This window comes from Streptomyces sp. NPDC046862, assembly GCF_040704615.1.
Classification (GTDB): domain Bacteria; phylum Actinomycetota; class Actinomycetes; order Streptomycetales; family Streptomycetaceae; genus Streptomyces.
Window position 1 is genome coordinate 121,856 of sequence record NZ_JBEYXP010000027.1, and the last position, 21,837, is coordinate 143,692.

24 protein-coding genes and 1 pseudogene are annotated in these 21,837 nt (G+C 69.1%); 11 read left to right on the top strand and 14 right to left on the bottom strand.

The features are described 5' to 3' along the window. Positions 1-76: 76 nt before the first annotated feature. Positions 77-985, bottom strand: coding sequence for a hypothetical protein (locus AB0959_RS28300; protein WP_366829407.1), 909 nt, complete (start codon positions 983-985; stop codon positions 77-79). 106 nt (positions 986-1,091) lie between these two features. Here AB0959_RS28300 and AB0959_RS28305 point away from each other — a divergent pair, with 106 nt between their 5' ends. After that, positions 1,092-1,661: a TetR/AcrR family transcriptional regulator gene (locus AB0959_RS28305; protein WP_366829408.1), complete on the top strand. Its 570-nt coding sequence runs from the start codon at positions 1,092-1,094 to the stop codon at positions 1,659-1,661. A gap of 69 nt (positions 1,662-1,730) precedes the next feature. On the opposite strand, the gene mfd is transcribed toward AB0959_RS28305, so the two are convergent. Then, positions 1,731-5,261: a transcription-repair coupling factor gene (mfd, locus tag AB0959_RS28310; protein ID WP_366829409.1), complete on the bottom strand. Its 3,531-nt coding sequence runs from the start codon at positions 5,259-5,261 to the stop codon at positions 1,731-1,733. Between the two features lie 164 nt (positions 5,262-5,425). Between mfd and AB0959_RS28315 the strand changes: the two genes are divergently transcribed. Both AB0959_RS28315 and AB0959_RS28320 read left to right on the top strand, forming a co-directional pair. Further along, positions 5,426-5,701 (top strand): type II toxin-antitoxin system Phd/YefM family antitoxin, encoded by a 276-nt coding sequence (locus AB0959_RS28315; RefSeq protein ID WP_366829443.1) that lies wholly within the window; start codon positions 5,426-5,428, stop codon positions 5,699-5,701. Continuing rightward, complete coding sequence (locus tag AB0959_RS28320; RefSeq protein WP_366829410.1) at positions 5,698-5,952, top strand: type II toxin-antitoxin system RelE/ParE family toxin; 255 nt, start codon at positions 5,698-5,700, stop codon at positions 5,950-5,952. Before AB0959_RS28315 ends, AB0959_RS28320 begins: the two co-directional genes overlap by 4 nt. 85 nt (positions 5,953-6,037) lie before the next feature. On the opposite strand, the gene AB0959_RS28325 is transcribed toward AB0959_RS28320, so the two are convergent. Then, on the bottom strand, positions 6,038-8,620 hold the full coding sequence (locus AB0959_RS28325) for an FtsX-like permease family protein (RefSeq protein WP_366829411.1): 2,583 nt from the start codon (positions 8,618-8,620) through the stop codon (positions 6,038-6,040). Next, the gene (locus tag AB0959_RS28330; protein ID WP_366829413.1) at positions 8,617-9,405 is read right to left on the bottom strand and encodes an ABC transporter ATP-binding protein; all 789 of its coding nucleotides are present in this window, start codon (positions 9,403-9,405) and stop codon (positions 8,617-8,619) included. Before AB0959_RS28330 ends, AB0959_RS28325 begins: the two co-directional genes overlap by 4 nt. Here AB0959_RS28330 and AB0959_RS28335 point away from each other — a divergent pair. From AB0959_RS28335 to AB0959_RS28345, 3 genes are all read left to right on the top strand, one after another. After that, a complete protein-coding gene (locus tag AB0959_RS28335; RefSeq protein ID WP_366829414.1) occupies positions 9,399-9,569 on the top strand; it encodes a hypothetical protein in 171 nt (56 codons plus the stop codon). The genes AB0959_RS28330 and AB0959_RS28335 overlap by 7 nt on opposite strands. A gap of 344 nt (positions 9,570-9,913) precedes the next feature. Further along, entirely contained in the window at positions 9,914-11,419 is a 1,506-nt protein-coding gene (locus AB0959_RS28340; RefSeq protein ID WP_366829415.1) for an MFS transporter, read from the top strand. 68 nt (positions 11,420-11,487) lie between these two features. Continuing rightward, positions 11,488-11,673 (top strand): hypothetical protein, encoded by a 186-nt coding sequence (locus tag AB0959_RS28345; protein WP_366829416.1) that lies wholly within the window; start codon positions 11,488-11,490, stop codon positions 11,671-11,673. Positions 11,674-11,820: 147 nt separating this feature from the next. Here the strand turns inward: AB0959_RS28345 and AB0959_RS28350 are convergent. Further along, positions 11,821-11,957: pseudogene (locus tag AB0959_RS28350) on the bottom strand (leucine zipper domain-containing protein); the annotation flags it as partial. 71 nt (positions 11,958-12,028) lie between these two features. Then, positions 12,029-12,394, bottom strand: coding sequence for a VOC family protein (locus AB0959_RS28355; RefSeq protein ID WP_366829417.1), 366 nt, complete (start codon positions 12,392-12,394; stop codon positions 12,029-12,031). A gap of 92 nt (positions 12,395-12,486) precedes the next feature. On the opposite strand from AB0959_RS28355, the gene AB0959_RS28360 reads away from it, so the two are divergent. From AB0959_RS28360 to AB0959_RS28370, 3 genes are all read left to right on the top strand, one after another. Next, the gene (locus tag AB0959_RS28360; protein WP_366829418.1) at positions 12,487-13,452 is read left to right on the top strand and encodes a WYL domain-containing protein; all 966 of its coding nucleotides are present in this window, start codon (positions 12,487-12,489) and stop codon (positions 13,450-13,452) included. Positions 13,453-13,791: 339 nt separating this feature from the next. Beyond that, on the top strand, positions 13,792-14,631 hold the full coding sequence (locus tag AB0959_RS28365; protein ID WP_366829419.1) for a helix-turn-helix transcriptional regulator: 840 nt from the start codon (positions 13,792-13,794) through the stop codon (positions 14,629-14,631). Then, the gene (locus AB0959_RS28370; RefSeq protein ID WP_366829420.1) at positions 14,603-14,827 is read left to right on the top strand and encodes a DUF397 domain-containing protein; all 225 of its coding nucleotides are present in this window, start codon (positions 14,603-14,605) and stop codon (positions 14,825-14,827) included. Before AB0959_RS28365 ends, AB0959_RS28370 begins: the two co-directional genes overlap by 29 nt. Here the strand turns inward: AB0959_RS28370 and AB0959_RS28375 are convergent. The 7 genes from AB0959_RS28375 to AB0959_RS28405 form a co-directional block, all read right to left on the bottom strand. Continuing rightward, positions 14,799-15,188 carry a hypothetical protein gene (locus AB0959_RS28375; protein WP_366829421.1) on the bottom strand — a complete coding sequence of 130 codons (390 nt, stop codon included), beginning with the start codon at positions 15,186-15,188 and terminating at the stop codon, positions 14,799-14,801. The genes AB0959_RS28370 and AB0959_RS28375 overlap by 29 nt on opposite strands. A gap of 50 nt (positions 15,189-15,238) precedes the next feature. Further along, on the bottom strand, positions 15,239-15,541 hold the full coding sequence (locus tag AB0959_RS28380; protein ID WP_366829422.1) for a hypothetical protein: 303 nt from the start codon (positions 15,539-15,541) through the stop codon (positions 15,239-15,241). A gap of 90 nt (positions 15,542-15,631) precedes the next feature. Beyond that, entirely contained in the window at positions 15,632-15,856 is a 225-nt protein-coding gene (locus AB0959_RS28385) for a hypothetical protein (RefSeq protein WP_366829423.1), read from the bottom strand. 216 nt (positions 15,857-16,072) lie between these two features. Continuing rightward, positions 16,073-16,540, bottom strand: coding sequence for a hypothetical protein (locus tag AB0959_RS28390; protein ID WP_366829424.1), 468 nt, complete (start codon positions 16,538-16,540; stop codon positions 16,073-16,075). 166 nt (positions 16,541-16,706) lie between these two features. Beyond that, positions 16,707-17,591 (bottom strand): hypothetical protein, encoded by an 885-nt coding sequence (locus AB0959_RS28395; protein ID WP_366829425.1) that lies wholly within the window; start codon positions 17,589-17,591, stop codon positions 16,707-16,709. After that, the gene (locus AB0959_RS28400) at positions 17,588-17,812 is read right to left on the bottom strand and encodes a toxin C-terminal domain-containing protein (RefSeq protein ID WP_366829426.1); all 225 of its coding nucleotides are present in this window, start codon (positions 17,810-17,812) and stop codon (positions 17,588-17,590) included. The genes AB0959_RS28395 and AB0959_RS28400 overlap by 4 nt, the downstream gene beginning before the upstream one ends. Further along, positions 17,799-18,155 carry a hypothetical protein gene (locus AB0959_RS28405; RefSeq protein WP_366829427.1) on the bottom strand — a complete coding sequence of 119 codons (357 nt, stop codon included), beginning with the start codon at positions 18,153-18,155 and terminating at the stop codon, positions 17,799-17,801. The genes AB0959_RS28400 and AB0959_RS28405 overlap by 14 nt, the downstream gene beginning before the upstream one ends. A gap of 288 nt (positions 18,156-18,443) precedes the next feature. Between AB0959_RS28405 and AB0959_RS28410 the strand changes: the two genes are divergently transcribed. Both AB0959_RS28410 and AB0959_RS28415 read left to right on the top strand, forming a co-directional pair. Further along, positions 18,444-18,950: a DUF485 domain-containing protein gene (locus AB0959_RS28410; RefSeq protein WP_366829428.1), complete on the top strand. Its 507-nt coding sequence runs from the start codon at positions 18,444-18,446 to the stop codon at positions 18,948-18,950. Continuing rightward, positions 18,947-20,605: a cation acetate symporter gene (locus AB0959_RS28415; RefSeq protein WP_366829429.1), complete on the top strand. Its 1,659-nt coding sequence runs from the start codon at positions 18,947-18,949 to the stop codon at positions 20,603-20,605. The genes AB0959_RS28410 and AB0959_RS28415 overlap by 4 nt, the downstream gene beginning before the upstream one ends. 84 nt (positions 20,606-20,689) lie before the next feature. Here AB0959_RS28415 and AB0959_RS28420 read toward each other — a convergent pair whose 3' ends face one another. Further along, on the bottom strand, positions 20,690-21,574 hold the full coding sequence (locus tag AB0959_RS28420) for a cellulose-binding protein (protein ID WP_366829430.1): 885 nt from the start codon (positions 21,572-21,574) through the stop codon (positions 20,690-20,692). Between the last annotated feature and the right edge of the window lie 263 nt (positions 21,575-21,837).

A 21,837-nucleotide genomic window follows, 5' to 3' on the forward strand; every position in this document is an offset into this window, starting at 1 on the left:
CGGGCACACCAGGACAAGGCAAAGAGGTGTCCACCGCTGGGGAACGAGCCTCAACTCCCTCACCCTCCGACGAACCTCACACCTTGCCGATCCCCAGGGTCGTCCCCGACGGCATCAGCCCCGTACCGAGAACCGCGACCCAGAAGTCGCCGAGCAGGTCGGCGAGGCGGGCGGTGACCTCCGGGCCGAGGAATCGCCAAGGTCCGGCGGCGAGTTCGTCCGTGTGGCGCTCGACCTGCCGGCGGAGGTCTCGGCCCGCCTCCGTCGCCGTACCGTCCGGGCGCACCAGACCGCGGGACACGAGCCGGTCGCGCGCGGCCGCCCACTCCTCGGGACGCCAGCCCCGGCTCTCGAAGACCTCCACCGGCGCGGCACCTATCGCCGCGAACGAGACCAGAGACTCCACGGGGTCGAGGCCTGCGACGAGGAGTGCCGCGAGGTGGCCGTCGCCACGGTGCTCGCGCAGGATCGCCGCCGCCCGCCACAGCTGGAGGTGCGGGGCGTCGGGCCACGGCAACTCGGCGTTGGCGGCGGCCAGCGGGCGGCCCGCGGTGTTCGCCGCCTCTGCGGCGCGGCGGGCCAGTGCGGCGGCCTCGGCGAGTTCCGGGCTGTGCGTGCGGTCGCCCAGAATCGCCCCGTACACCCGGTCCATCACCCGGTCGCGTGCCGCCAGGACGGCCTCCGGACTCGCGATGTCCCAGGCTGGTTCGACGTACTCGGCGACCATGCGCGGGCTGAAGCTGTAGAAGGCGGAGGCCACGCGCTCGCTCCCGACGGCGCCCAACGGGGCCGCGCGGAACGGGAAGTAGCTCGGCCAGCGCTCCTTCGTCCCGTACCCGAGCGAGGCCGCCTCGTCGAAGGTCTCCGGTGCGTAGAAGAGGACGGAGTGCAGGACCTCCAGCAGGTGCCACATCCGGCGCACCAGGTCGAGCCCCACTCCGTGCCCGCTCCCCTCACCCACGGCCCCGCTGACGTGCTCAGACATGACGCATCCCCCTGATCGCGTTCACGGTCCACCAACTTGTCAGCGGCTAGATTGCCTCAACCTCTCGAACTTGTCAACGGCTAGATTCACTGCGTACGCTGATCACGTGACGAGCACGACCAAAGCCGCGTACCACCACGGTGACCTCCGCCGCGCCATCCTGCGTGCCGCTCTCGACGTCATCGCCGCCGACGGGCCCTCGGCTCTGAGTCTGCGCGACCTGGCGCGCCGCGCGGGCGTCTCGCACGCCGCGCCGGCCCATCACTTCAAGGACCGCACAGGTCTGCTCACGGCGATCGCGGCGGAGGGATTCGGACTGCTGGCGGCCGCGACCCGGGAGTCGGCCGACCTACGGGACGCGGGCGTGCGCTACGTGCGCTTCGCGCGCGAGCACCCCGCGCACTTCCAGGTGATGTTCACGCGGGAACTGCTGCGTGAGAACGACATGGAGCTCACCGCGGCCCGCGCCCTCTCCGCAGCCGCCCTCCGCGACGCCATCCCCATACCCGACGACGGCGCCCCCGAGGCCCGCCTCGCCCGCGTGGCCGTCTGGTCCCTCGCCCACGGCTTCGCCACGCTCCTCCTCGGCCACAACCTGGACAACCTTCTGGGCGAGGAGGACGACCCGGAAGAGGTGCTCCGGGCGCTGCCGATGATGCTGCTCCCACCAACCTGACAGCAGCATCCGGGCGTTCGGCCGCGCCCCGGTCCCCGACCGCTAAGGCCCCTACGACCCCTACGACCCCTACGACCCCAGGATCGACGTCAGGAACTCCCCCGTCCACCCCAGCAACTCCCGCCCGACCAGCGGCTTGCCGCCCACCTTGGCCGTCTTCGGGCGGGGGACCAGGACCTGGTGGACGGCGGGCTTGATGACGACGCCCGGGTAGAGGCGCTTGACGCGTAGTTCCTGGGACTCCCTCAACTCCACCGGGGCGAAGCGGATGTTGTTGCCCTGGAGCACGATCTCGCCGACACCGCACGCGCGCGAGAGCATCCGCAGGCCCGCGACGAGCAGCAGGTTCTCCACCGGCTCGGGCAACTTGCCGTAGCGGTCGACGAGTTCCTCGCGTACCGCCCTGATGTCGTCCTCGGTGTTCACGGAAGCGATGGCGCGGTACGCCTGGAGGCGCAGCCGTTCGCCCGGGGCGTAGTCGTGCGGGACGTGGGCGTCGACCGGGAGCTCGATCTTGACCTCCAGCGGCGGCTCCTCCTCCACGCCGCCCTCCAGGGACGCGCGGTAGTCCGCCACCGCCTCGCCGACCATGCGGACGTACAGGTCGAAGCCGACGCCCGCGATGTGGCCGGACTGTTCGCCGCCCAGGAGGTTTCCGGCTCCGCGGATCTCCAGGTCCTTCATCGCCACGTACATGCCGGCGCCCATCTCGGTGTGCTGGGCGATGGTGGCGAGCCGCTCGTGGGCCGTCTCCGTCAGCGGCTTCTCCGGCGGGTAGAGGAAGTACGCGTACCCGCGCTCACGGCCGCGCCCGACCCGCCCGCGCAGCTGGTGCAGCTGCGAGAGGCCGAAGTTGTCGCCGCGCTCCACGATCAGCGTGTTCGCGTTCGAGATGTCGATGCCCGACTCGACGATGGTCGTGGAGACGAGCACGTCGAACTTCTTCTCCCAGAAGTCGACGACCACCTGCTCCAGCGCCTGCTCCGACATCTGGCCGTGCGCGGTCGCGATGCGCGCCTCCGGGATGATCTCCCGCAGCCTGGCCGCCGCCCGGTCGATCGACTCGACCCGGTTGTGGATGTAGAAGACCTGGCCCTCGCGCAGCAGTTCCCTGCGCACGGCCGCGCCGATCTGCTTCTCCTCGTACGGACCGACGAACGTCAGGACCGGGTGGCGCTCCTCGGGCGGGGTGGTGATCGTGGACATCTCGCGGATGCCGGTCACCGCCATCTCCAGCGTCCTCGGGATCGGCGTCGCGGACATGGTCAGCACGTCCACGTTCGCGCGCAGCTTCTTCAGCTGTTCCTTGTGCTCGACGCCGAACCGCTGCTCCTCGTCGACGATGACGAGCCCGAGGTCCTTGAACTTGGTCTCGGACGAGAACAGCCGGTGCGTGCCGATGACGATGTCGACCGCGCCCTCCCGCAGGCCCTCCAGGGTGGCCTTCGCCTCCGTGTCCGTCTGGAAGCGGGACAGCGCCCGTACGTTCACGGGGAACTGCGAGTACCGCTCGCCGAACGTCCCGAAGTGCTGCTGCACCAGCAGGGTCGTCGGTACGAGGACCGCGACCTGCTTGCCGTCCTGTACGGCCTTGAAGGCGGCCCGGACCGCGATCTCGGTCTTGCCGTAGCCGACGTCGCCGCAGATGAGCCGGTCCATGGGGACCGACTTCTCCATGTCCTCCTTGACCTCGGCGATCGTCGTCAGCTGGTCGGGGGTCTCGGCGTAGGGGAAGGCGTCCTCCAGCTCGCGCTGCCAGGGCGTGTCGCCTCCGAAGGCGTGCCCGGGGGCCGCCATGCGCGCGCTGTACAGCTTGATCAGGTCGGCCGCGATCTCCTTGACGGCCTTCTTCGCGCGCGCCTTGGTCTTCGTCCAGTCGGCGCCGCCCAGCCGGTGCAGCGTGGGCGCCTCCCCGCCGACGTACTTGGTGATCTGCTCCAGCTGGTCGGTGGGGATGTAGAGGCGGTCGCCGGGCTGACCGCGCTTGGCGGGCGCGTACTCCACGACCAGGTACTCGCGGGTCGCGCCCTGCACGGTGCGCTGGACCATCTCGATGTACCGGCCGACGCCGTGCTGCTCGTGCACGATGTAGTCGCCTGCCTCCAGGGTCAGCGGGTCGATGGTCTTGCGGCGGCGGGCCGGCATGCGGGCGCCGTCCTTGCCGGCGGCCTTCTGGCCGGTGAGATCGGTCTCCGTCAGCACGGCCAGCTTCAGCCGCGTATCGACAAAGCCGTAGTCGATCGAACCGCAGGCCACGTGCACCACGGACGGGCTGATCCCGTCGAGGTCGGCCTGGAGGCGGGCCGCGATGCCCTCCGTGCCCAGCACCTCGACCGTACGGGCGGCCGGGCCGTGCGCCTCCGTCACGAAGACCGCGCGCCAGCCGTCGGCGAGCCAGCCCTTGGTGTCGGCCAGCGCCTTCGCGGTGTCACCGCGGTACGTCTCGGGGGCGTGCATGCCGAGCTTCAGCGTGTCCGCGTCGAGCTCCTCGTCGGCGGCGAACGGGGACACCGACCACCACATCATGTCCAGCTCGCGGGCCCGGTCGCGCACGTCGGCGATGGACCACAGGGAGGCCGCCCCGACGTCGATGGGGGCCTCGCCGCCGCCCGCGGTCGCGGCCCAGGACGCCTGGAGGAACTCCTGGCTGGTGGCCACCAGGTCGGCGGCCCGCGTCCGTACGCGCTCCGGGTCGCACACCACGGCCATGGCGCCCTTGGGCAGCACGTCCAGCAGCAGCTCCATGTCGTCGACGAGCACGGGCGCGAGGGACTCCATGCCCTCCACGGCGATGCCCTCGGCGATCTTGCCCAGCAGCTCGCCCAGCTCGGGGTGCTGCTCGGCGAGTGCCGCCGCCCGCTGCCGTACGTCGTCCGTCAGCAGCAGCTCACGGCAGGGCGGCGCCCACAGGCCGTGCTCGGCGACCTCCAGGGACCGCTGGTCGGCGACCTTGAAGTACCGGATCTCCTCGACGTCGTCCCCCCAGAACTCCACCCGGAGGGGGTGTTCCTCGGTGGGCGGGAACACGTCGAGGATGCCGCCGCGTACGGCGAACTCTCCGCGCTTCTCGACGAGCTCGACCCGGGAGTACGCGGCTGCCGCGAGCGCGTCCACGACGTCGTTCAGGTCGGCGGTCCGGCCCGTCCGCAGCGCAACGGGCTCCAGGTCACCCAGGCCCTTGACCTGCGGCTGCAGCACGGAACGTACGGGCGCGACGACCACGGAGACCGGGCCGGTCTCGGGGTCGTCGGGGCTCGGGTGCGCGAGCCGTCGCAGTACGGCGAGGCGCCGCCCCACGGTGTCGCTGCGCGGGCTCAGCCGCTCGTGCGGGAGGGTCTCCCAGGACGGGTACTCCACGACGCCGTCCGGTGGCAGCAGGGACCTGAGCGCGGCCGCGAGGTCCTCGGCCTCGCGGCCGGTCGCCGTCACGGCGAGTACGGGTCTGCCGGCGTCCCGCGCCAGGGCGGCAACGGCGAACGGGCGGGCCGCGGGTGGGCCCACGAGGTCGACGTGCGTGCGGTTGCCGTCGGTGGCCGCCGTGATCGCTTCCGCGAGGGCCGTGTCCTTGACGACGACGTCGAGCAGACCGTGCAGGCTCATGAAGGGCTTCCATCCGAGGAGAGGGCAACACGAAGGGCCCGACACGCGGGGCGGGGCGGGGGGTTCCCAGGGTACGACGGGCGAGGCGGGCTCACCCGTCTGAGCGATCGACTCGAGAAGGACAGAACTTTACAGTTCTGTACATGAGTGTCACGCTTCAAGCCATGAGCGCCGAGTACCCCATCACTGAGGCCCGCGCACAGTTTGGCTCCCTGGTCCGCCGGGCGTCCCACGATCGCGAGCGCATCACCATTACGGATCACGGTCGGCCCGCGGTCGTGCTCATGAATCCCCGGGAGGTGGCCGAGCTGGAGGAGCGCGTCCTGGAGCTGGAGGAACAGCTCGCACTTGCTCGGTACCGAGTAGAGAAGACGAACGGGACGTTCGTCGGTGTTCCCCATGAAGAGGTCCGCAAGATGCTCGGCCTGGAGGGCGAGTGACCTTCCGGACCATCTGGCACGAACAGGCGACCAACGCCGCAGTCCGCTTCCTCAAGGAGGACCCGGACGGGCTGCGCCAGGTCTTCGTAGCCGTCGACCTGCTCGCCGAGGACCCCCGCCCTGCGGGGACCACCGCCCTTGGGTCGCCTGATCTGCGCCGTATGCACGTCGGGCCGTACCGGCTCATGTACCAGATCGAGGACGACTCGATCACCGTGGTCGTCGTGCTGCACATCGGGCGCGTCCCGTAGGGGCGACCGACGAAGGGCCGGGCCCGGCGGAAAATCCACCGGGCCCGGCCCTCCCCCGTTCCCCCGTTTTCCCCGCCCGCGACGGCTACTCCGTAGCGATCGCGTTCAGGACGTTCATCCGCCCCGCCCTGAACGCCGGGATCAGCGCCGCGAAGAGCCCCACGAACGCGGACCCCAGGAACACCCCCGTGATCGTCGGCCACGGGATCTCCAGGACCTTCAGGCCCTCCAGGGCGAGGAGCTGCTGGGCGGTCGCGCCCCAGCCCATGCCGAGGCCGAGGCCCAGCAGGGCGCCGAAGAGGGCGATCACCACCGACTCCAGACGGATCATGCGGCGCAGCTGGCGGCGGGAGAGACCGATCGCGCGCATCAGGCCGATCTCCCTCGTCCGCTCGACCACCGAGAGAGCCAGGGTGTTCACCACACCCAGGATCGCGACGATGATCGCGAGGGCCAGCAGACCGTAGATCATGTTCAGCAGCTGACCGATCTGGTCCTTGAGCGCTTCCTTGTAGTCGGTCTGGTCGCGGACCTTGTACTGCGGGTAGTCGTGCAGCGCCGTCTTGAGCGACGTGTACGCGGCCGCCTCCTGACCGTCCTTCGCCGAAGCGAAGAGCAGCGTGTCCAGCGGCATCTTGCCCGCCGGGACGTACTTGGCCATCGTGTCGATGGACGTGTACATCGCGCCCTGGTCGATCACCACGTCACTGCTGGTGATCGCGCGGACCGTCAGCTTGGCCGGGGCCCCGCCGTCCTTGAACGCGACCGTGATCGTGGAGCCGAGCTTGATGCCGTGGTCCTTGGCGAACTTGTCGTGGACGGACATCGAGTTCGGCTTGTAGGCGTCCTTGAGGTTCCCGGCGACCGTCTCGGTGCGCAGGTCGGTCGCGTACGACGGGTCGGCGGCCGTGATCGCGGTGTCCTTGAGGGTCTTGCCGTCGGGCGTGGTGAAGTCGGCCTCGGTCCACTTGTACTCGGTGACACCCGTGAGGTCCTTGGCGGACTTCGCCGCCTTCACGGCCTGCGGAGTGATCAGCTGGCCGCTGTCCGACTGGATGATGAAGTCCGTACCGACGGTCTTGTCCAGCTGGTCCGTCGCCGAGGCCACCATCGAGGAGCCCACGACCGACAGGCACGCCACCAGCGCCAGGCCGATCATCAGCGCCGCGCCGGTCGCCCCCGTACGGCGCGGGTTGCGGAGCGCGTTGCGCTCGGCCATCCGTCCGACCGGGCCGAAGATCCGCAGCACCAGGGCGCCGAGCACGCGCACCACGCCGCTCGCGAGCACCGGACCGATGACGACGAAGCCGATCAGCGACAGCACCACACCGCCGCCCAGCCACATCGAGCCCTCACTCGCCTTGTCCGCCTGGGAAGCGAGGTACAGCCCATAACCCCCCGCGCCCGTCAGCACCAGCCCCAGCACGGCCCGTACGACACCCGACTTGGCGTCGGCCGGAGCGCCCGCGTCACGCAGGGCCGCCATGGGGGAGACCTTGCCGGCCCGTCGAGCGGGCAGGTACGCGGCGAGCACGGTGACCACGATGCCGAGCAGCAGGCCGACCACCGGGGTGGTCCAGGCGACGGTGAGGTCGTCGGTGGACAGGTTCATGCCGGTGGCGCCCATGAGCTTCATCAGCCCGATGGCCAGACCCACGCCCGCGCCGACGCCGAGCACCGAGCCGAAGACACCGAGCAGCAGCGCCTCGACGAGCACGGACCGGTTGACCTGCCGGCGGGAGGAGCCGATGGCCCGCATCAGGCCGATCTCGCGGGTCCGCTGGGCGACCAGCATCGAGAAGGTGTTGATGATCAGGAAGATGCCGACGAGGAAGGCGATCCCGGCGAAGCCCAGCATGGCGTACTTCATCACGCCCATGAAGTCGCCGACGTCCTTGGCGTTGGCGTCCGCGACCTCCTTGGCCGTCTTGACCTGGTAGCCGCCGTCCAGCGCCGTGGCGACGTTCTTCTTCACCTGGGCGTCGCTGAGGCCGGAGGCCGCGGTGACGTTGACGTTGGTGTAGACGCCGGTCTCGCCGAGCAGGGTCTCCTGGGCGGTCTTCGTGTCCAGGTAGAAGATCGCGGCACCGGGGTTGGTGACCTGGAACTCGGCGACGCCGGAGACCTTCGCCCGGTGCGTGCCGACGGCCGTGATGACGCCGATCTCGTCGCCGAGCTTCAGGTGGTGCTTGTCGGCGGTGTCCGCGTCGACCATGATCTGGTCCGGCCCGCGCGGCGCGTTGCCCGAGGAGATCTTCATGGTGCGGGCGTCGTTGGCGTTCCAGTTGCCGACGATGGTCGGGGCGCCGCTCGTGGGCGAGAGGCTGTCCTTGTCGGCGTCGACGACGGTCACCGAGGTGGAGAACACGGTGCCCTCGGCCGACTTCACGCCGTCGGCCTTGCGTACCTGGCCCAGCACGGACGCGGGCATCACCGGCGGCTTGCCGGTGTCGGACTGGGTTTCCCCGGTGTCCGAGGCGTCCTTGGGGCTGACGGTGACGTCGGAGGCCGTGGCCGCGAAGAGCTTGTCGAAGGTGGTGGACATGGTGTCGGTGAAGACCAGGGTCCCCGTGACGAAGGCCACCGACAGCAGGACGGCGATGGCGGAGAGCGCCATGCGTCCCTTGTGCGCGAAGAAGTTGCGCATGGAGGTCTTCATGACGGTCATGACGTGCGCCCCCGGGCGTCGAAGTCCTTCATGCGGTCGAGCACGGCCTCGGCGGTCGGCTTGTACATCTCGTCGACGATCCGGCCGTCGGCGAGGTACAGCACGCGGTCCGCGTACGAGGCGGCCACCGGGTCGTGCGTGACCATGACGATGGTCTGGCCGAGCTCGTCCACCGAACGGCGCAGGAAGCCCAGCACCTCGGCGCCGGCCCTCGAGTCCAGGTTCCCGGTCGGCTCGTCACCGAAGATGATCTCGGGCCGGGCCGCCAGGGCACGGGCCACGGCCACGCGCTGCTGCTGACCGCCGGAGAGCTGGGTGGGCCGGTGCTTGAGCCGGTCGGAGAGCCCGACGGTGTCGACGACCCGGCCCAGCCACGCCTTGTCCGGCTTGCGGCCGGCGATGTCCATGGGCAGGGTGATGTTCTCGAGCGCGTTCAGCGTGGGCAGCAGGTTGAACGCCTGGAAGATGAACCCGATCCGGTCCCGGCGCAGCTTCGTGAGCTTCTTGTCCTTGAGTCCGGTGATCTCGGTCTCGTCCAGGTAGATCTGACCGCTGGTCACGGTGTCCAGTCCGGCGAGGCAGTGCATCAGCGTGGACTTGCCGGACCCCGAGGGGCCCATGATCGCGGTGAACTGACCGCGGGCGATGTCCACGTCGACGTGATCGAGGGCGACGACACGGGTCTCGCCGGACCCGTACGCCTTCACGACCTGCCGCGCCCGCGCGGCAACGGCCGTAGTCCCTCCAGTGCCCCCGTGCCTGGTGATGGTCACAGCCGATGTCACGGTATGTCTCCTATGTCGGTCAGCAGCGCGACGCGAGTGCTGCTGGAAACGAAGTGGTGCTGGAATGCGAGGTGCTGGAATGCGCAGTGCTGATGTCCGGCGAAGTGCCGCTGCGCGGCTTGCTCGTCTCCGGTGTGCGGTACGCCGACGAGTCTGGCCCCTGAACGCCCCCCGGCGCGCTGGGGCCGAACCCCGTCTTGCCCTGAGGAAAACCCCACCCCCGAACCTGCGGTCCGTACGACCCCCGTACGCCCCGACCGCTCCCCAGCGGCGTAAAGCCAGGCTAAGGAAGGCCCCTGCCCCGTCTCGTCCTCCGGCGGTACGAACCCGCCCCCGTCCGTAGTACGGAGGTACCCCTAAGGGATCTCCACCGACAGGTGGAGCGGATCTCGGGGTCCGGTCCACCCACCGATCCACCCACCGGTCCACCCAGCTTGCACCCTCCCGCTGCGTGAGCCTCAAGTGGCAAGCTGTGACCGGCAGATAGATGCACAGGGAAAGGATTCCGGTGGGCGAGACCAGCGAGACCAGACCCGCGATACGCGACACCGCCGAGCGCACCGGAACCGACAGACGCGGGGCCGTCGTCGCCGCGCTCATGCTCGCCATGGGCCTGGCCGCGCTGGACTCCACGATCGTGTCGACCGCCGTCCCCCAGATCGTCGGCGACCTCGGCGGCTTCTCCGTCTTCTCGTGGCTCTTCTCGGGCTACCTGCTGGCCGTGACGGTCACCCTCCCCGTCTACGGCAAGATCTCCGACACCTTCGGCCGCAAACCGGTACTGATCGCGGGAACGGTCCTCTTCCTCCTCGGCTCCCTGCTCTGCGCCCTCGCCTGGAACATGGCGGCCCTCATCGCCTTCCGCATCGTGCAGGGCCTGGGCGGCGGCGCCCTCCAGGGCACGGTGCAGACGCTCGCCGCCGACCTCTACCCGCTGAAGGAGCGCCCGAAGATCCAGGCCAAGATCTCCACGGTCTGGGCGACCTCGGCGGTCGCCGGCCCGGCCCTCGGCGGGGTCCTCGCGGCGTACGCCGACTGGCGCTGGATCTTCCTCATCAACCTGCCGCTCGGCGCGGTGGCGCTCTGGCTCCTGGCCCGCCACCTCCACGAGCCGCAGCGGCGGACCGGCGGCCCCCGCCCCCGTACCGACTGGGCGGGCGCGCTGACGGTGTTCGCGTGCGGGGGCGCTCTGCTGACGGCCGTCGTCCAGGGCGGGGTGGCGTGGTCGTGGCTGTCCTGGCCCTCGATCACCCTGCTGGGCACGGGACTTGTCCTGGTCGTGGCGTTCGTGGCCATCGAACGCCGGGCGGCGGAGCCGATCATCCCCGGCTGGGTGTGGCGCCGCCGTACGATCGCGGCGGTGAACCTGGCCCTGGGCGCGCTGGGGTTCGTCATGGTCGCCCCCACGGTCTTCCTGCCGACGTACGCGCAGTCGGTCCTGGGCCTGGCCCCGATCGCCGCGGGCTTCGTCCTGTCCGTGTGGACGCTGAGCTGGCCGGTGTCGGCGGCACTGAGCCAGCACGTGTACCGCAGGATCGGCTTCCGCAACACGGCGATGCTGGGGATCGGTACGGCGACGCTGATCCTGGCCGCCTTCCCGCTGTTGCCGTACCCGGGCGAGGCGTGGCAGCCGACCCTGCTGATGCTGCTGCTGGGCGCCGCCCTGGGCATCTTCCAACTCCCCCTCATCGTCGGCGTCCAGTCGACGGTCGGCTGGGCGGAACGCGGCACCGCCACCGCCTCGATCCTGTTCTGCCGCCAGACGGGCCAGACGGTGGGCGCGGCGATCTTCGGCGCCGTGGCCAACGGGGTGCTGGCCGCGCGGCTGGGCGGCGCCGGCGACCTCGACGCCGTGACGCACGCCCTCGACGCGGGCGCCGCCTCGGAGCACGTACGGCGAGCGGTGGCGGACGCGGTCCACGCGGTGTACCTGGGGGCGGCGGTGGCGGCCGCGCTGGCGTTCCTGGCCCTCCTGCTGCTGGCACCGCGCCGTTTCCCGGTCCTCAAGGACTGAGAGGACCGGAGGACGGGGAGGACGGGCAGGACTGGCAGGATGACGCGGACAACAACAGCAGGAGGGGGATGACCGTGCTCGTCATCTTGTCCGTCGTCGTCGTGCTCGCGCTCGCGGGGTGCGTCTGCGTGGTGTGGGCGTCACGGGGCGGCCCGCGCTGGGTACGCGCGGTGTCCGCCGTGACGCTGGGGGCGGGCGAGGTGGTGCGCCGCGCCTCGATCCGCTCGAACCGGAACAACGGCTCGGACGACTAGATGTATGAGGGCTCGACGTTGGTGACGCTCTCGCGGAGACGTGCTGCTGGCGGCTTTCCGGCGGCAGCACTATGCGGCCGGTGGTACTTGTAGTGGATGTTCCACACTGCGATCGCGGCTGACCGGGCGTTCCTCGCTGGTGAACGGCCAGCGATTTACCCAATGCCGGCGCATGCGCGAGAGATACCCATCTCAGCGGCGACGTGGGCAATGGGACGTGTCTGGCACCGCTTCACGAGCCGCCTACGGCCCTCGACGCTCAGGAGCGCATTCCCGTGAGGCACTCGTCGTCCTCTCGAAGTCAGACGACGGCAGGCGCGACACCTATCGTACGCGCCTGCCGCATTGCGGCCTTTCAGCCCCGCGGTGCGACGCGGATACGGTTCCCGTCAGGATCGGCTGCGAGGAAGGTCAGCCCGAACCCCGCATCATGAGGCTCCTGCAGGACCGTGACGCCCTTGGACTGCCACTGCTTGAAGATCGCGTTGACCTCGTCGGGCCCACTGTCGATGGCCAGGCAAACCTCACTGGTGCGCGGGACGTCCGGTGACAGATGCTCGAACTGGCCAGACCACAGACCGAGGTCAGCGCCTGGCCCGAGGTCGAAGGTGATGTATCCCGGAGTCTCGAACGACGGGCTCATGCCGAGGAGGTCGCCGTAGAAACGTGCTGCGGCGGGAGCGTCGTTCACGTAGACGATGGACACGACGGATGTGGTCATGGTTTTTCCTTCTCGCAGGTCGTGGGTACGCATCCGCCAGCCTGACCGGGATATGCGCCGCATCATGTCGCAATTCCTGAAAAACTTGGCGTGTGACCCCAGACCGCTTCTTCTCCCTGATGCTGCTCCTGGCATCGAGGAATGCCGTGACCACACAGGAACTCGCCTCGGCGCTCGGGGTGTCCCTTCGAACCGTCACCCGGGACCTGAACTGGCTCCGCGAGGCCGGTCTGCCGGTGACCGCGCAACGGGGCCGCCTCGGAGGCGTGACCATGCTGCCCGGGTCCGGGCTCGACCTCACGCGACTCACGCCGGGCGAGCGTGATCATCTCTCGCTCGCCGGGCTGGACGAGAAGCAACGTGCGGAGCTCGACACATCGGTCGAAAGCCGGCGCGCGCTCTCCAAGATCGCCGCTGCACAGCCACGTCGAGTTGATGAGCTCCTGCCGCTCACCGACGTAGTGCACGTGGACAGCCGCCCCTGGCGTCAGGCACGAGTTTCCGGCACGACTCCGGCTTCGCTGATCGGCCCGGTGCGGCGAGGTCGCCGGCTGCGGATCGAGTACGACAGCACACGCGAGTCATGTCCACGCGACCTGATCGTGGATCCCTACGGGCTGTTCGCCAAGGCCGGCATCTGGTACCTCGTCGCCGACTGTGCCCGAGTGCCACGGATGTACCGACTCGAACGGATCACCACGTGGAAAGAAGTCGACCAGCCACGACGGATCCGCGAGAACCAGACCCTGGCCACCGTCGCTGCAGCGCTCGTTGACCAGTGGGAACACAACCATGCGATAGAGGTCAGCGCCACCATCGACCAGACCCAGATCGAGCGAGCGCGACGGATCCTCGGCCAACGACTCGTCCAGGACGACCATGAGGAATCCACCACCGGCCACAGGGTGAGGATCCGCTTCCTGCACCTGGAGGACGTGCGAACACTACTGCCGTTCGGGAGCACCATCACTGTGCACGGCCCCACCGAAGCCAGGGCTCACCTCCGCGACCTCGCCACCGACCTCGCCCACCACTATGCGCCGTCACCAACGTCCTGACCCGCAACAACTAGACGCAGCTCCCTTCCCCGCCGCCCTTCACGCCACCCGGGCCACACCTGAGGCATGCGCAGGGTGGGAAGCGTCCGGCCGACTCGATCGGCACGTCCTTGCGCGAGGGCTGGTACGTCACTCTCTGCCCCCAGGTCCGCCCACCGTCCCGCGAGACCCGCAGCGTGATGTACGCCCCGACGAGGCCCTCTTCCTGCTCTCCCACCTGCCCCATGACCACACCCTTCACTTTCTGTGCCGTTGCACTCACAGAGTGGCGTCACCGTGGGTACGCTCGGAAGGTAGCTGAGCGTGACAACGGGGTGCGCACGGAGTGGAGTTGAGTACGTGGCGATCGAGGACAACCCGCGAACTCGTGAGCAGTACGGTCAGGAGCTGAAGCGGCGACGGGAGGCGGCGGGGCTCACGCAGGAGGAGTTGAGCCAGCGTGTCGTGATGTCGCGCACGCACATCGCGCATATCGAGGCGGGGCGGCGGCGGCCGGATGTCGAGGATGCGCGGCGGCTGGATCAGGTGTTGGGGGCGGGTGGGTTCTTCGAGAACTTCCTGCCCGTGCTGGACGGCAAGAAAGTCGCGGAACACTTCAAGGGCACGCTGGAGTTCGAGGGCAAGGCCAACGAAATCCGGGTGTACGCACCGAAGTTGGTACCCGGCATCCTCCAGACACCAGCGTACGCACGCCACGTTCTCAGTTCCGGCTCCTCGCCGAGGTGCCCCGAAGAACGTGAGGAGTTGCTCGCCACCCGCCTCGAACGTGGCCGCATCCTCGACAACTTCCACTCACCGAAGGTGTGGGCGATGTTCGACGAAGCCGTTCTTCGGCGCCCCGTCGGCGGACCGGCGGTGATGTGCGAACAGCTTCGGCACATCCTGGCCCTGGGAGAGAGCCACCGCATCCGCGTGCACGTCCTGCCATTCTCGGCCGGCTACCACGCTCTGCTGGAGGGGTTCGTCTCGCTCATGTGGTTCGAGGACCTGCCGCCCATCGCCTACACGGAAAGCTTGAAGTCCGGCCGGATCTGGGAACTTCCGTCCGTGGTCCGCGAATGCCAGGTGGCCTACGATCACGCTCTGGGCGACGCGCTGTCGCATCGGGAGTCCCTGACCCTCTTCAGGTCGGTTGCGGAGGAGTACGAGCATGAAGCGCAGCGAGCACACGATTCCTGACGCCTCGGCGCTGTCCGCTTGGCGCAAGTCCACCTACAGCGGCGGCGACAGCGGCGACTGCCTCGAAGTCACCCCCACCGCCCTCCCCGCCCACATCCCCGTCCGCGACAGCAAGAACCCCACCGGCCCGGCCCTCGTCTTCCCGACACCGGCCTGGCAGGCGTTCGTCACTTCCCTCGGTCGAACCAGGCCGTAGTAACCGGCAGGAACAGCAGGACGACCACCGGCACCCCGAGCACGATGCGCAACGCGGCGTCGGTGAACTCGGCGGCCGAAGCGGCGCCGAAGGCCTGGTTGAACGACCCGACGAGGACGAACACCATCACCACTATGGTCGTGATCCGCACTCCGCCGCGCGCGCCGCCGCCGTACCTCAGGGCGAGCAGCGCACACATCCAGACGAGGAACCAGGGCGCCAGCAACTCGCCCAGCCCGTAGGACGTCAGCCTGCTCTCCATCACGAGGACGACCACCAGCCCCGCGAAGGCCAGCGCGTACAACAGCATTTGAGCCGCGCGCGCCTGTCTGGGCATGACGGTCTCGTCGACTTGACTCATTGAACTCCACCTTGAGAAAAACAGAACGCTCGATCGGGGAACACGGCCGGTCAGTCTCCGTCGAGATGCAACTCCGTCGAGGATTCGGCCGCACAGATTCCGGCGAGACGCACAACGCCTTCCAGAAGGGCCCGGCCGGACGGGTCGTCGACTCGTCCCCGGACCGCCTCGATCTCGGCGGTGAACTGCTCCATGTCCGCCCGCGTCAGGATCAGCGACCCGTAGGGGGCGACCCGACTCAGCATCGGCAGGCCGCTTTCCGCACAGAGGCAGGCGAACCTGTCGGCGTCATCCACGACCACGTCGACGAGACTCACCCGACGCCGCTTCGGGCTGCTGCCCTGCTGGGCCACTCTCATCAGGGCCACATCGACGCCCATCAGGCCGACCCACGTACGTCCATGACCAATCCCCACCCTTTGCTTCGGCGCGGATGCCTCCGCTCAGTCGACGTAGGGCAGGCGGATGCCCGCCCCGGTCAGGGTCTCTTCGTAGAACCCCTTCAGGGACGAGACGACCGTCCGGATTTCCTCCAGGGCGAACCTGGCGTCGTCGAGATCTCCCGAACGGAGGTTCTCCGACAGCTCCTCCACGACCTCGTGAAGGGACTTCAGGGAATCACCCTGCAGCGCGGCCGCGGGGTACCTGCGGCCTTCCATCTGGATCACGGAATAGTTCCCGGACACGGCCAGAACACCGGCTGCACTTCTTGACTCGCTCACTCTGCCGCCTCCCCCTCAGAGAATCTCGATCCGGCCCGCCTCACATGGGTCGCTCCACAGGGTGTCGGCGTCCATGAGGCTGAGCGCCACGCTTCCTCTCTCGTGTCACCCCATACATGGCCCCGCCCGGTGTGACAGGACCATGCACCTGTTCAGACGGCTTCACCTGTCCACACGAAGGAACCTCTCCATGCCCCGGAGCGGAGCCTTCATGTCGCGCCTATTGATACCCGACGCCTCCAGATGAATAAGGATAACCGCTTTAGCGCGACACTCAGGGAAATGCCTCACGTATTCCTGAACGCACGCATCCAAAGAGCTGAATGTGTACTCCTCGATTTCAGGCTCGGTTGAGCCGACCCCCGACGTCCCGCCCGGCCCGGACGGTGTCGCCAAGATGACCTCTGGCGCGTCATCATCCTGGGAGTTGGACAAGACCTGAGCCACCCCTGACTCCAGAGTTCCACCGTACTGCTCGTGGGCCAGAGGCCACCACACCACTGCGGCATCACAGCCGCTCCAGGTGTCCGGCAGGGAACCAACCCTGAAATCGACGCCGGTGATTCCCGCCAATTCCGCACGGCACCCGTCGACAGCAGCCTTTGAGGTTGAAGCGATGACATATTTCACGGATACCCGGCTCCTGTGCTCAGATCTGTCATGCTCCGCGGGCTCCCCAAATTCGACAGCGCATCGCTTCAGAGGGCAACCCCGCCGTCGATGACGTCCTACGTGTGAGGCATATTCGCGGGCAACCCAGTCGGGTATCACGGAGAAGCCGGCGTGGCATGTCGGCCTATGAAGGCGGGCAATCGGGATTCGGTTCCCCCGGGCTCTCCCACTGTCCCCTTGCCACCCCGTCCGAGTCCGGTACCACGGCGCACCAATCGCCCATCACCCTGTCTGCCAACATGAGCGAGAAACCCTCACCCGTGACCTCGGAGATCGAATCGATGCCACCGGGGTAGGCCCGGTAGGCCAACTCGCCGGGCAGCAGCGGGGCCACAAAGGCGGTGAAGTCGTCCTCCAACAGCCCAGGCCTGGGTTGCAACTCCGGATCGCCGGCCACGCAGACCAGTGAGCGTGGCCGCATGAGTCGGGCCAGTTCGGCTACGTTCTCCCGAGTCACGCGGAACCATCTGCACCCGTAGGCACCGTACGCCCAGCGCTCGCACAACAAGGTGAAGCGCTCGGAGACCTCCGCCACCGTCGTCCAGAAACTCTCGTCCGCTACAGCACCCACGGGGTTCAAGACCGCCGTGGGCTCAGGAGCTGCGTCGCGCCACTGGAGAACCACGTCCTGGCCATGGGCCCACGCCAGATCGGCGGCTACCGTTCGTGTCGTGTAGAGGTGTACAGCCCCGTCCCATCCCGACTCGATCTGAAGCCGCTCCGGGATGGAGAGCTGACAATACGGCCCGCGCCCTGCCGCCATTCCCTCGACAAGATCAATCGCCTGCGGGATCTGGACCTCCGCGCCGTTGAAAAGACCGAGGTACGTGTCGGGAAGCGGCTCACTCACCAGTAGTTCGCCGACTTCCAGGAAGTCAGCGCCACTCTTCTCGATCACCGCTCCGATCACCTGGCGCAGTTCCGCCGCATACGAACTCCAGGCAGCCGCGTCTGCCAGTTCCTCTCGCACGCGCTCACTCCGGGGGCTGATGATCAGCTCCTTGCTCATTTCGCCAGCCATTCGAGTCCCCGTAGCTCCCCATTCGGCCCGATGTCCAATCCGTAGGTTCCGTCTCGGGCCGAGTCCTTGGTCGACTGGAAGGGATTCCGGAAACTCGCTCCCTTGAATACGGCTTTCTTATGGTGTCCGGTCCGGCCGAAGGTGATGTACCGAGGCTGACCGCTTCCCGCTTTCTTGTTCTCCCAGATTCGGGCCTTACCTGCGGGCACCTGCTGAGGACCCGCTCGGGGAAGTCGTCGTCTCGGCCGTGAAGGTTCCGTCCGGATTGGCGACCACCTTGCTGGTCGCCGACGTCACACCGCCCACTTCGATGGGCTTACCTGACGCGACCGCCTGCTTCGATGCCTTCTCCTCCGCAGTGACGGCCGGGAGAGCATCGTCCTCCCAGAACGCCTTGCCGCGCGCCCCCTCGTCGGCCGATGGGCCGGAACTTCCCGTTTCTGCGTCGGCTGCCTGGACCGGGACGGCCTGTAGGCCACCCGCCAGGACGAGCACGGCCGAGACGACGGTCATCGCGCCGTGCACGGCTCTTGGGCGACTGGTTGGTCGCACCTTCCCCCCTGCTTTTACTTTTTTCTTACCTCTTGGTCGTGGAGAGGTTAACCAGTAGGGCCGCACCAACCAAGCGGGTTTCGTGAGGCTCTCCTCACACTTCCAACACAGCAGACCCACAGACTCGAAGGCGCGTCAGACGATCGTGCGGGTCTCCGGAGTAAGCGCATACCGACCACTCAGTTTGGCGAAAACCGCGCACTCGTGCTTCCGTCCAAGTAGCGTGCGGGCCGCCCACCGCTCCCTGCGGTCCGCACCCCGGACCCTGGCCGTGCAAGGAGAAACGGGATGTCAGACGCCTTCTCTTCGCCCGCGTACGAACCACCGCCCGACCGCCCGCCCGAGAACCACCCACCACGGCACGTTTATCGGAACCCTCACAACCCGCCACCGCCGTACTCGCCCAACTACACCCCGGATCACGCCACTTACCCGTGGGCCCCGCAGGAGCCCGAACCCGCCACGCGACGCTCCCCGCGGCGCCCCGCGCCCGGCCGCCACAGCGATCTGCGGGCCCTGCGCGGCGCGTACCGCCGCCAGCGCCGCGTGGCCACGCTCGCCGCGCTCGGATACTTCACGCTCTTCCTGGTCCTGTCCGCGTTCGCACCGTCCTTCATGACGGGCACCGTCTCCGGCGGCCTGTCCACGGGCCTGCTCCTCGGACTGCTCCAGGTGCCCGTCACCTGCCTGGCGATCTGGCTGTACGAGCACACCGCGCGCCGCCGCGTCGACCCGCTCGCCGACCGCATCCGCACCCACGCCGAACTCGACGCCGAACGGGAGGCAGCGCGATGACCGGGCTGATCCACGGCCACAGCCCCAGCTCACAAGTAGCCGCCGGGCTCGTCGAGTTCGGCGGTTCCGCGCAGGCGATGTCCCTGGTGGCGTTCACGGCGGTCGCCACCATCACGCTGCTGCTGTGCGTGATGACGGGCCCGGACCGGGACGACCTCGACGAGTTCTACACCGGCTACCGCTCGCTCTCGCCGATGCGCAACGGGCTCGCGATCGCGGGCGACTACATCTCGGCGGCGTCGGTGCTGGGCACCGGAGGCGTGATCGCCCTCTTCGGCTACGACGGTGTGGTCCTCGCCCTCAGCACGGCCCTGTCCCTGATGCTGCTGATGTTCCTGCTGGCCGAGCCGCTCAGGAACACCGGGCGGTTCACCATGGGTGACGCGCTGGCCCGCCGGATGCCGGGTCGCGCGGTGCGCGTCACCGCCTGTGCCACGACCCTCGCCGCGCTGCTGCCGCTGATGCTGGTCCAGCTCGCGGGCACCGGCGATCTGCTGGCCTTCATCCTGGGCTTCTCCGGCGAGAGCCTGAAGACCGGGGTCATCATCGGCCTCGGCGCCCTGATGATCGCCTACGCGGCGATCGGCGGCATGAAGGGCACCGCGCTCATCCAGATCCTGAAGATCGTGATGCTGCTGGGCTCGGGCGGGATCGTCGCCGTACTGATCCTCGACCGCTTCAACTGGGACCCCGGCGCGCTGCTCGGCGCGGCGGCGGACAACAGCGACGTCGGCTCCGGACTGCTGCACTCGGGCCTGCAGTTCGCGAACGGCCCCCACTCCGAGCTGGACATGATCAGCGCCCAGCTCACCGTGGTCCTGGGCGGGGCGTGCCTGCCCCACGTCACCATGCGCATGTACACCGCGGGCAGCGCGCGTGAGGTGCGCCGCTCCCTGTCCTGGGCCGTGCCGTCGGTCGCCCTGTTCGTGCCGGTCGTCACCGTCGTCGGCTTCGGCGCGACCGCGCTGGTCGGCCGCGAGGTGATCGCGCGGGCCGACCCGCAGGGCAACACGGCCTATCTGCTCGGCTCCCGGGCGGCGTTCGGCGCGCAGGTCTCCACGGCGGAGACGCTGCTCTTCACCACGGTCACGACGGCGATCTTCCTGACGGTGCTCGCGTCGGTGGCCGGGATGATCCTGGCCTGCGCCAACTCCCTGGCCCACGACGTGTTCGCCACCCGGGCCAGGTCCCTGACGCCGCAGCGGGAGATGGCCCTGGCCCGGGTCTCGGCGGTGGTCGTGGGAGTCGTCGCGATCCTCCTCGCCACGATGGTCCAGCACCGCAGCCTGCAGCCCCTGGTGACGCTCTCCTTCTGCCTGGGCGCCTCGGCGCTCGCCCCCGCCCTGGTCTACAGCCTCTTCTGGCGCCGCTACACGCGCGCCGGCCTGCTGTGCACCCTCATCGGCGGCTCCGTGTCCGTGCTCGTCCTGATGACCGGCACCAACCTGGTCTCGGGTTCGCCCATCGCGGCGTTCCCGGACGCCGACTTCAACTGGTTCCCCTTCACGACGACCGGCATCGTCTCCATCCCCCTCGGCTTCGCCTTCGGCTGGCTCGGCACGCTCGCCTCCGGCCGCGAGAAGGCGGAGGAACAGCGCAGGCAGTACGAGGCGGTGGAGGGGCGGATCCTCGCGGGGGCGGTCCGCAGGAACTGACGCCGGCCCGGGTGGCGACGACGCGGCGGGGGCGCCCCCGCGTCGTCGGCCCGGCACCCGTCCGAACTCCGACGGCGCACACCCCTACTCCGACGGCGCCCGCCCCGTGAGCGCCGCCAGGCTGTTGCGCACATGGTCCATGTGGGCCCGCACCGTGTCCCACTGTTCGCCGTGTTCACGCAGCACACGTTCCGTCTCGCGGATGATGCGGTCCTCGTGGACGCGGGCCTCGGCGATCACTTCGGCGGCGCGGGCCTCGGCGTCGGCCTGGATGCGGGCGTCGGACTCCTCGGCCTCGGCGCAGGCGCGCGTGGCCTCCGACAGCACGGCCTCGGCACGGGCCATCCGTTCGGCGTGCCGCGCGTCGAGGACGAGCTCACGCTCGGCCAGCTCGCGGTCCATCTCCTCGCACCGGTCGGCGTACTCCTTCTCCTGCTCGGCGAGCAGCCCCTCGGTCCGCCGGCGCACCTCCCGCAGCGCGGCCAGCGCCTCACCCCGGCGCTCCTTGACCTCCAGCCGGGCCTCGATCCGCAGATCGTCCGCCTCGGCCCGGGCCGCGAGCAGCCACTGCCGGGCCCGCTCCTCGGCCTCGCCGCACACCTCGTCGGCGTACGCCTGCGCGGCTTCGCGCACCAGGCGCCCCGCCGCCTCCGCCTCGTCGGTGATCCGCTGGGCGTCCCGACAGCCGTCCGCCCGCACCTCCTCGGCCTCCTGCGCGCCCAGCTCGAACAAGTGACGCGCCCGCTCACCGAGCGCCTCGTACGTCTGCGGAGCCAGCCGCGCCACATCCTCCCGCAGCCGCTCCGCCTCCGCCTCCATCTCCTTGGCCAGCACGGTCAGCCGCGCGGCCCGCTCCCACGCCGCGTCACGGTCCTGCGAGAGGGCCGTCGCGTACGCGACGACCTGGTCGGGACGGTAGCCGCGCCGTACGACCGCGAAGCCGTCCGGCGACACCGATGCGCTGCTCATCCTGGAACCCCTCTCGAATGATTTCGCGCATATCTTGATTCATCGGGCGTAACTGCTCATAACGCGACACTCCACCGAAGAGCAACGGCCGTCGTCCCGAGTCGTCATCCCGAGTCGTCATCCCGAGTCGTCGTCCGCACACGAAAGGGCCGGGCCCCGGCACACCACCCGGCCCCCCCCCACACAAGCCCCGACGCCCACGCACCGCCGCGCCACCCAAACGACGGGGTGGGGGAGAGGGTGGGGGCCACCAAATCGGCAGC

Excerpts from the sequence above, each read along its gene's own strand:
- AB0959_RS28300 (WP_366829407.1), bottom strand. The coding sequence starts at position 985 with ATGTCTGAGCACGTCAGCGGGGCCGTGGGTGAGGGGAGCGGGCACGGA.
- mfd (WP_366829409.1), bottom strand. The coding sequence starts at position 5,261 with ATGAGCCTGCACGGTCTGCTCGACGTCGTCGTCAAGGACACGGCCCTC.
- AB0959_RS28315 (WP_366829443.1), top strand. The coding sequence starts at position 5,426 with ATGAGCGCCGAGTACCCCATCACTGAGGCCCGCGCACAGTTTGGCTCC.
- AB0959_RS28325 (WP_366829411.1), bottom strand. The coding sequence starts at position 8,620 with ATGACCGTCATGAAGACCTCCATGCGCAACTTCTTCGCGCACAAGGGA.
- AB0959_RS28335 (WP_366829414.1), top strand. The coding sequence starts at position 9,399 with ATGTCACGGTATGTCTCCTATGTCGGTCAGCAGCGCGACGCGAGTGCT.
- AB0959_RS28345 (WP_366829416.1), top strand. The coding sequence starts at position 11,488 with ATGACCGTGCTCGTCATCTTGTCCGTCGTCGTCGTGCTCGCGCTCGCG.
- AB0959_RS28355 (WP_366829417.1), bottom strand. The coding sequence starts at position 12,394 with ATGACCACATCCGTCGTGTCCATCGTCTACGTGAACGACGCTCCCGCC.
- AB0959_RS28370 (WP_366829420.1), top strand. The coding sequence starts at position 14,603 with ATGAAGCGCAGCGAGCACACGATTCCTGACGCCTCGGCGCTGTCCGCT.
- AB0959_RS28375 (WP_366829421.1), bottom strand. The coding sequence starts at position 15,188 with ATGAGTCAAGTCGACGAGACCGTCATGCCCAGACAGGCGCGCGCGGCT.
- AB0959_RS28395 (WP_366829425.1), bottom strand. The coding sequence starts at position 17,591 with ATGAGCAAGGAGCTGATCATCAGCCCCCGGAGTGAGCGCGTGCGAGAG.
- AB0959_RS28410 (WP_366829428.1), top strand. The coding sequence starts at position 18,444 with ATGTCAGACGCCTTCTCTTCGCCCGCGTACGAACCACCGCCCGACCGC.
- AB0959_RS28415 (WP_366829429.1), top strand. The coding sequence starts at position 18,947 with ATGACCGGGCTGATCCACGGCCACAGCCCCAGCTCACAAGTAGCCGCC.
- AB0959_RS28420 (WP_366829430.1), bottom strand. The coding sequence starts at position 21,574 with ATGAGCAGCGCATCGGTGTCGCCGGACGGCTTCGCGGTCGTACGGCGC.